The sequence below is a fragment of the Halomicronema sp. CCY15110 genome (assembly GCF_016888165.1).
In the GTDB taxonomy this organism is placed as follows: Bacteria; Cyanobacteriota; Cyanobacteriia; order Phormidesmidales; family Phormidesmidaceae; genus Halomicronema.
The window spans coordinates 1-5,774 of sequence record NZ_JACSWC010000227.1; the positions used below are offsets into that span (position 1 = coordinate 1).

Annotated in this window: 6 protein-coding genes; 3 read left to right on the top strand and 3 right to left on the bottom strand. The window is 55.9% G+C overall.

The window, feature by feature from the left end; genetic code table 11:
* Positions 1-251 precede the first annotated feature (251 nt).
* Positions 252-878 (bottom strand): hypothetical protein, encoded by a 627-nt coding sequence (locus tag JUK32_RS08395; RefSeq protein WP_204138408.1) that lies wholly within the window; start codon positions 876-878, stop codon positions 252-254.
* 183 nt (positions 879-1,061) lie between these two features.
* On the opposite strand from JUK32_RS08395, the gene glcD reads away from it, so the two are divergent.
* From glcD to hemB, 3 genes are all read left to right on the top strand, one after another.
* The gene (glcD, locus tag JUK32_RS08400; protein ID WP_204138409.1) at positions 1,062-2,543 is read left to right on the top strand and encodes a glycolate oxidase subunit GlcD; all 1,482 of its coding nucleotides are present in this window, start codon (positions 1,062-1,064) and stop codon (positions 2,541-2,543) included.
* 181 nt (positions 2,544-2,724) lie between these two features.
* A complete protein-coding gene (locus JUK32_RS08405; protein ID WP_204138410.1) occupies positions 2,725-3,099 on the top strand; it encodes a hypothetical protein in 375 nt (124 codons plus the stop codon).
* A 161-nt stretch (positions 3,100-3,260) separates the two neighbouring features.
* The gene (gene hemB / locus JUK32_RS08410) at positions 3,261-4,259 is read left to right on the top strand and encodes a porphobilinogen synthase (protein WP_204138411.1); all 999 of its coding nucleotides are present in this window, start codon (positions 3,261-3,263) and stop codon (positions 4,257-4,259) included.
* Between the two features lie 122 nt (positions 4,260-4,381).
* Here hemB and JUK32_RS08415 read toward each other — a convergent pair whose 3' ends face one another.
* Both JUK32_RS08415 and JUK32_RS08420 read right to left on the bottom strand, forming a co-directional pair.
* Positions 4,382-4,789 carry a hypothetical protein gene (locus JUK32_RS08415; protein WP_204138412.1) on the bottom strand — a complete coding sequence of 136 codons (408 nt, stop codon included), beginning with the start codon at positions 4,787-4,789 and terminating at the stop codon, positions 4,382-4,384.
* A 152-nt stretch (positions 4,790-4,941) separates the two neighbouring features.
* Entirely contained in the window at positions 4,942-5,421 is a 480-nt protein-coding gene (locus JUK32_RS08420; protein ID WP_204138413.1) for a phycobilisome protein, read from the bottom strand.
* Positions 5,422-5,774: the final 353 nt, after the last annotated feature.

The following is a 5,774-nucleotide window of genomic DNA, read 5'->3' on the forward strand; positions in this document are numbered from 1 at the left end:
GTGTCGGCAGATTGCATAGGGCAAACGGGGAATCGCTCGGATTCCAGGCAAGGGGGCGGCTAGTTAATATTGCCCAGAGACCAGGAAAGATCTGGCAACGCTGACCGAGATTTTGCGATCGCTACCGCAGATATACCGAATGGATCGGGGGTGGAGCGATCGCTCCACCCCTGGGAGCCCATCACGCCACGTTATGCCTTGGCTATGTGAGAATCCGTTAAGGCGGCGGCGCTGCCGTCTGCGAAAGGTGTTCAAGAATTGATAGTGACCGCGATCGCAATGGCCAGCATGGCCAGGGTAAAAACCCCCGTAGAGGCCACAAACGCGAGTTGTCGAGTCGGCATCCCTCGACCTAAGAAAAAAGCGAGCAGTGCCAACGCCGCCGTCAGAAACAGCTTGCTAAAAAACGGGTGATAAGGCAGCAACAAGCATAAACACAACAACAGCAAATGGGCCGCGATCGCATCAATCACCAGCTCAAAGCGCTGCCAATAAAGGATGTAAATGGCCTTGGGATCAGCCTGAAAAGGGAGCTGATCGCGCCGCCACCAGCAGCGCCAACCGTCGAGTAGCAGGTAGCCGAGGCTGGTGGTGACGATGGCCCAAAACGGCATCCATTCCATCATTGCTTTTTCGGCGGGGCTGAGGGTGGACGGCCAAACGATCGCCACCAAAATCTGGAGCAAAATCCCAATGCCGATGGTGACCGAGAGAAACATCAGGTCGCCGGCCAGCGTCAGCACAACCGCTTCTGGATTGGGCGGACGGGGCGGCTCCGGGCCGAACAGGATGGGAGACGGCGGGGGATAAGTCGGACGCGGTGGCGGCGGGGGCGGTGGGGGATAGGTCGGGGGCGGGGGCGGGGGCGGAATTTGCATAGCAGCACTGAACCGCAAGAAAGGGGGCTATTCACTATTCCGCTAAAGCTGCCCCAAATCCTGACAGTTTCGTGGCGTGAGGGGCGCGATCGCGGCCCTCAGTCCGCCAGCCATCCCAGAGCCCCCAGCACAACGGTAAAATCAAAGGCACACCTTACGACAAGTAGATCGCCTCCCAAACCTATGGTTGCTCAACTCAACGTCCCCAAAACTCAGCGCGACTGGCAACCGATCATCCGCGCCTTCGAACAAGCCGTCGGCAAAGATCAAGTCGTGCGCCGTAAAGAAGAGTTGCTGGTATATGAGTGTGACGGCCTCGCCAGCTATCGCCAGCGGCCCCCGGTGGTGGTGCTGCCCCGCACCACGGAGCAAGTGGCCGCCGTCATCCGAGTTTGCCACCAGTTCGAGGTGCCCTTTGTGCCTCGGGGGGCGGGGACGGGCTTATCCGGGGGCGCGCTGCCGGTAGAAGATGCGGTGCTCATCGTCACCGCTACCATGCGGCAAATTTTAGCCATTGACTACGACAATCAGCGGGTCGTCGTGCAGCCGGGGGTGATTAATAACTGGGTTACGGAGGCCGTGAGTGGGGCGGGATTTTATTATGCGCCCGACCCTTCGAGCCAGACGGTGTGCAGCGTCGGCGGCAACGTGGCAGAAAATTCCGGCGGCGTTCACTGTTTGAAATATGGGGTGACGACCAACCACATTCTCGGCGTGAAGCTGGTGCTGCCCGATGGCGAAATTGTGGACGTGGGCGGCGCGGTGGCGGAGCAACCGGGCTATGACCTCGTGGGGCTGATTGTCGGCTCGGAAGGCACGTTGGGCATTGTCACGGAAATTACCCTGCGCATTCTCAAAGCGCCGGAAACCATTAACGTCCTGCTGGCAGACTTCACCAGTGTGGAAGCAGCGGGCGCGACGGTGTCGGATGTCATCGGGGCGGGCATTATTCCGGCAGGCATGGAAATGATGGACAACTTCAGCCTCAACGCAGTGGAAGATGTGGTGAAAACGGACTGCTATCCCCGCGATGCGGAAGCCATTTTGCTGATTGAAATCGACGGCTTGCCCGCTGAAGTGGAAGCGAGCCGCGATCGCATCACCGCCATCTGTCAACAAAATGGGGCGCGCCACGTCACCGTCGCCGCCGATTCCCAAGACCGCCTGCGCCTGTGGAAAGGGCGCAAAGCCGCCTTTGCCGCCATGGGTAAACTCAGCCCCGACTATTATGTGCAAGATGGCGTGATTCCCCGGACGCAGCTACCTTATGTGCTCCGCGAAATCGAAGCCCTGGGAGAAAAGCATGGTTACCGCGTCGCCAACGTCTTTCACGCGGGGGATGGTAATTTGCATCCTCTCATCCTGTTCAACAACCACATTCCCGGACAGTTAGAGGCCGTGGAAGAGTTGGGCGGCGATATCCTCAAGTTGTGCGTCAAAGTCGGCGGCAGTATCTCCGGCGAGCACGGCATTGGGGCCGACAAGCGCTGTTACATGCCGGATATGTTTTCCCCCGCTGATCTGGAAACCATGCTCTGGGTCCGGGCCAGTTGGAATCCCAAGGGACTGGCGAATCCCACCAAAATTTTTCCCACCCCGCGCACCTGTGGCGAAGCCGCGCGATCGCCGCTATCCCCCAGCCTGGAGAATGTAGAGCGATTTTAACTCCCTCAGGTTAGATGGTGGCTCAAAGCACCCAGGGCGGCACAGCCGCAACGTAGAGGGAGCAACCTTGGGCCTTACTGATAAGGGGCGCGATGAGGCGAGGGCACAGCCGCCGCATCACTGGAAATGCTACTGCCCCCAGCTCATCAGATTAAGATGAGTGCAGAGCTGAGGTGCCAGCATGACGGATGCCAATATTCAACGCTTTGAGACTCGACTCAACCAAGTCGAAACGACAGTCGCGGCCAATGCCGACGCTATTGATCAGCTGGCCCATTATCAAACCCGCGCCTTTGAAGGGTTGGGTGAGCTCACCCAGTTGACTGGTCAACTGGGGCGTCACCTCAATCAACTTATGACCCAGGTTGAGCAACAGGGAAACCACCTCGACCAACTCACGACCCAGGTTGAGCAACTCTCTGCATACGTCAGTCAGGTGACGCAGCGGGTTGATCAAGTGACCCAACGCGTGGATAGTCTAGCTGCTGCCAGCGAGCGCTTTGACCGCATCATGGACTATCTGCTGAAGCGAGAGGACGAGGACGCGGCGGACTAGCGCAGCCGATTGCGAGACTTTACAGAATGTAAGCAGGTTGTAAAGACGGCATCCTTGGCAACGTAGACTTTTAACATCCTGCGATCGCGTCCCCTCTCGTCAGTGTGGGCGGGCGATCTCGGTTTTGATCCCTTGGCCTGCTCAGTGCATTTGTCAACACTATGTTTCCGACTCATCGTCCTCGCCGTCTTCGTAGCCATCCCCAACTGCGCCGCATGGTGCGCGAAACGGTCGTTTCTACCAATGATCTGATTTATCCCCTCTTTGCCGTGCCCGGTGAGGGAGTGGCCGAAGAGGTCAAGTCCATGCCAGGGGTCTACCAGCTTTCTATCGACAAAATTGTTGAAGAAGCCAAAGAGGTTTACGACCTGGGCATTCCCTCCATCATTCTGTTTGGCATTCCCGACACCAAAGATACCGAGGCCACGGGCGCGTGGCATGACTGCGGCATCGTGCAAAAAGCCACGACAGCCGTGAAAGCAGCCGTCCCCGACCTGATCGTCACGGTCGATACCTGCCTGTGCGAATACACCGACCACGGCCACTGCGGCTATTTGGAAGTGGGCGATCTGTCCGGGCGCGTACTGAATGACCCGACGTTGGAACTGCTCAAGAAAACGGCAGTGTCTCAAGCCCAGGCAGGGGCCGACATCATCGCCCCCTCCGGCATGATGGACGGTTTTGTGACTGCCATCCGCGAAGGGCTGGACGAAGCCGGGTTTACGAATATTCCGATCATGTCCTATGCGGCCAAGTATGCGTCGGCTTACTATGGCCCGTTCCGCGATGCCGCAGATTCTGCGCCCCAGTTTGGCGATCGCCGCACCTACCAAATGGACCCCTCCAATAGCCGCGAAGCCCTCAAAGAAATCGCCCTCGACATCGACGAAGGGGCCGACATGCTGATGGTGAAGCCCGCCCTGGCCTATATGGATATCATTCGGCAAGTCAAAGATGCGACGGATCTGCCTGTGGCCGCCTACAACGTCTCTGGCGAATATTCCATGGTCAAAGCCGCCGCGCTGAACGGCTGGATCGACGAGCAAAAAGTGGTACTCGAAACCATGACCAGCTTGAAGCGATCGGGGGCCGACCTCATCCTGACTTACCATGCGAAGGATGTCGCCCGCTGGCTCGATCAGGTCAACGCGATTTTCTAGTCGCTAGGATTTCTAGCCGCTAAGACAAAACGGTAGCTGAGCACAACTGGCACTCGGCTACCGTTTTCATTATCACGCAGTGCCCTTAAGCAGTGCTCAGGCGCTGAATATTTGTCCGAACATTATTGGCAACTCAAGTCGCTATAGAGTTGTTCCCGAGCTGCCTGCACCGTTGTCAAGCTCTCACCAATCTGAGTCGCCGCCGCACCCAGCGTATCCTGACCCGCAATGCCGTCTACGGTATCTTGCAAGTTAGTGTAAGCCGTTTCGACATCAGCGATGCGGGCATCTTGCGCCGTGCTCGCGGCAGCTTGCATCGCCTCATACGAGCTCGCAACCTCTTCGCGAGCTGTCTGCAAGTCATCCACTGTAGATTCGGCTGTTAACTGACTATAGGCAGCCAGCGCCCCGCCAAAATCATCGATCGCACCACATAGTGCAGCTTCGGCATCAGTCACTGAAGGCGTACCACCGCCACAAGCAGCGAGTAGTAAGGGCAATGTCCACAGGGCTTTTAGAGTTAATTTCATGGTTGTTATCCCAAAGCGATATTTAACGTCTCTTATAAATACCCCATTCGGAGGACAAAAAGTAGCCTATTTGACAAAAATCTCACAAAGGTAGAGTCACATTCAGACCCTGAGATATCTACCTGACATGCCCCATGAGGCTTAGCGCTAGGTCAAAAGCGCGTCGGGCCTAAGGTGACACGAGTTAGCTCGATCAGGGGACAGAATAACGCCGCTTCATCAGCGGTCAGCAAGTTCTTGAGCACCCGCTGCATCGCCTGATAGGTGGCTTCGCAACTGCGTTCAGCCTTAAAAGATTTCATGATGCTCTGAAACCAGATCAACAATTTCTCTTTGAAAACTACTTCATCGTCCGTTAGCAAAGCCGTGGCGGCATAGCGTAGCAGACGCACCGTATCCCGCTGCCACTTAGCGGTTAAGTCTTGCTCATTAATGATGAGTAGATCGGGCTCTTTGGTTTTTAGCTCCTCAAGCACTTGTCGGATGATTTGAGGTTCCAGCTTTTGCAGTTTTTGATAAAGCAAAAATCGTTGACGGGCGGTTTTGAGATAACTCTGAAAAAAGACTAGCTCGGCATCGTTGGCATAACGGCCATCGGTCTGCGCAGAAAGTCGTTCAATTTGCTGGAGCATAAGAAATGTTGAATTAAGCGTGTGTTAATTTGCGGTCTGATACAAAGTACCCAAATCTTAATACTTTTTAACAATTGATGAGTGGGTGGTTTCGCTGATGTTTTGATTTGTAGATCTTTTTGCCGTAGAACTTTAATCTCTGTGAATGGGCTGGCATGACCAGCAGCCAGCCCTCGGGAGTTTGCCCTCAAGGGCCGATCGCCCAGCCGTTTGTGCCCGAGGGAGCAGTCCTTAATTGAGTCCGGGTGTCGTTCAAGAGAGCTTTGAGTCCCAGGAGCAGCCCTTTCAAGGTGCTTTCTTCTCAGCTTTAGCTTTGGCAAGCAATCGAGCGGTTGAGACATGAGGTTTCTTTT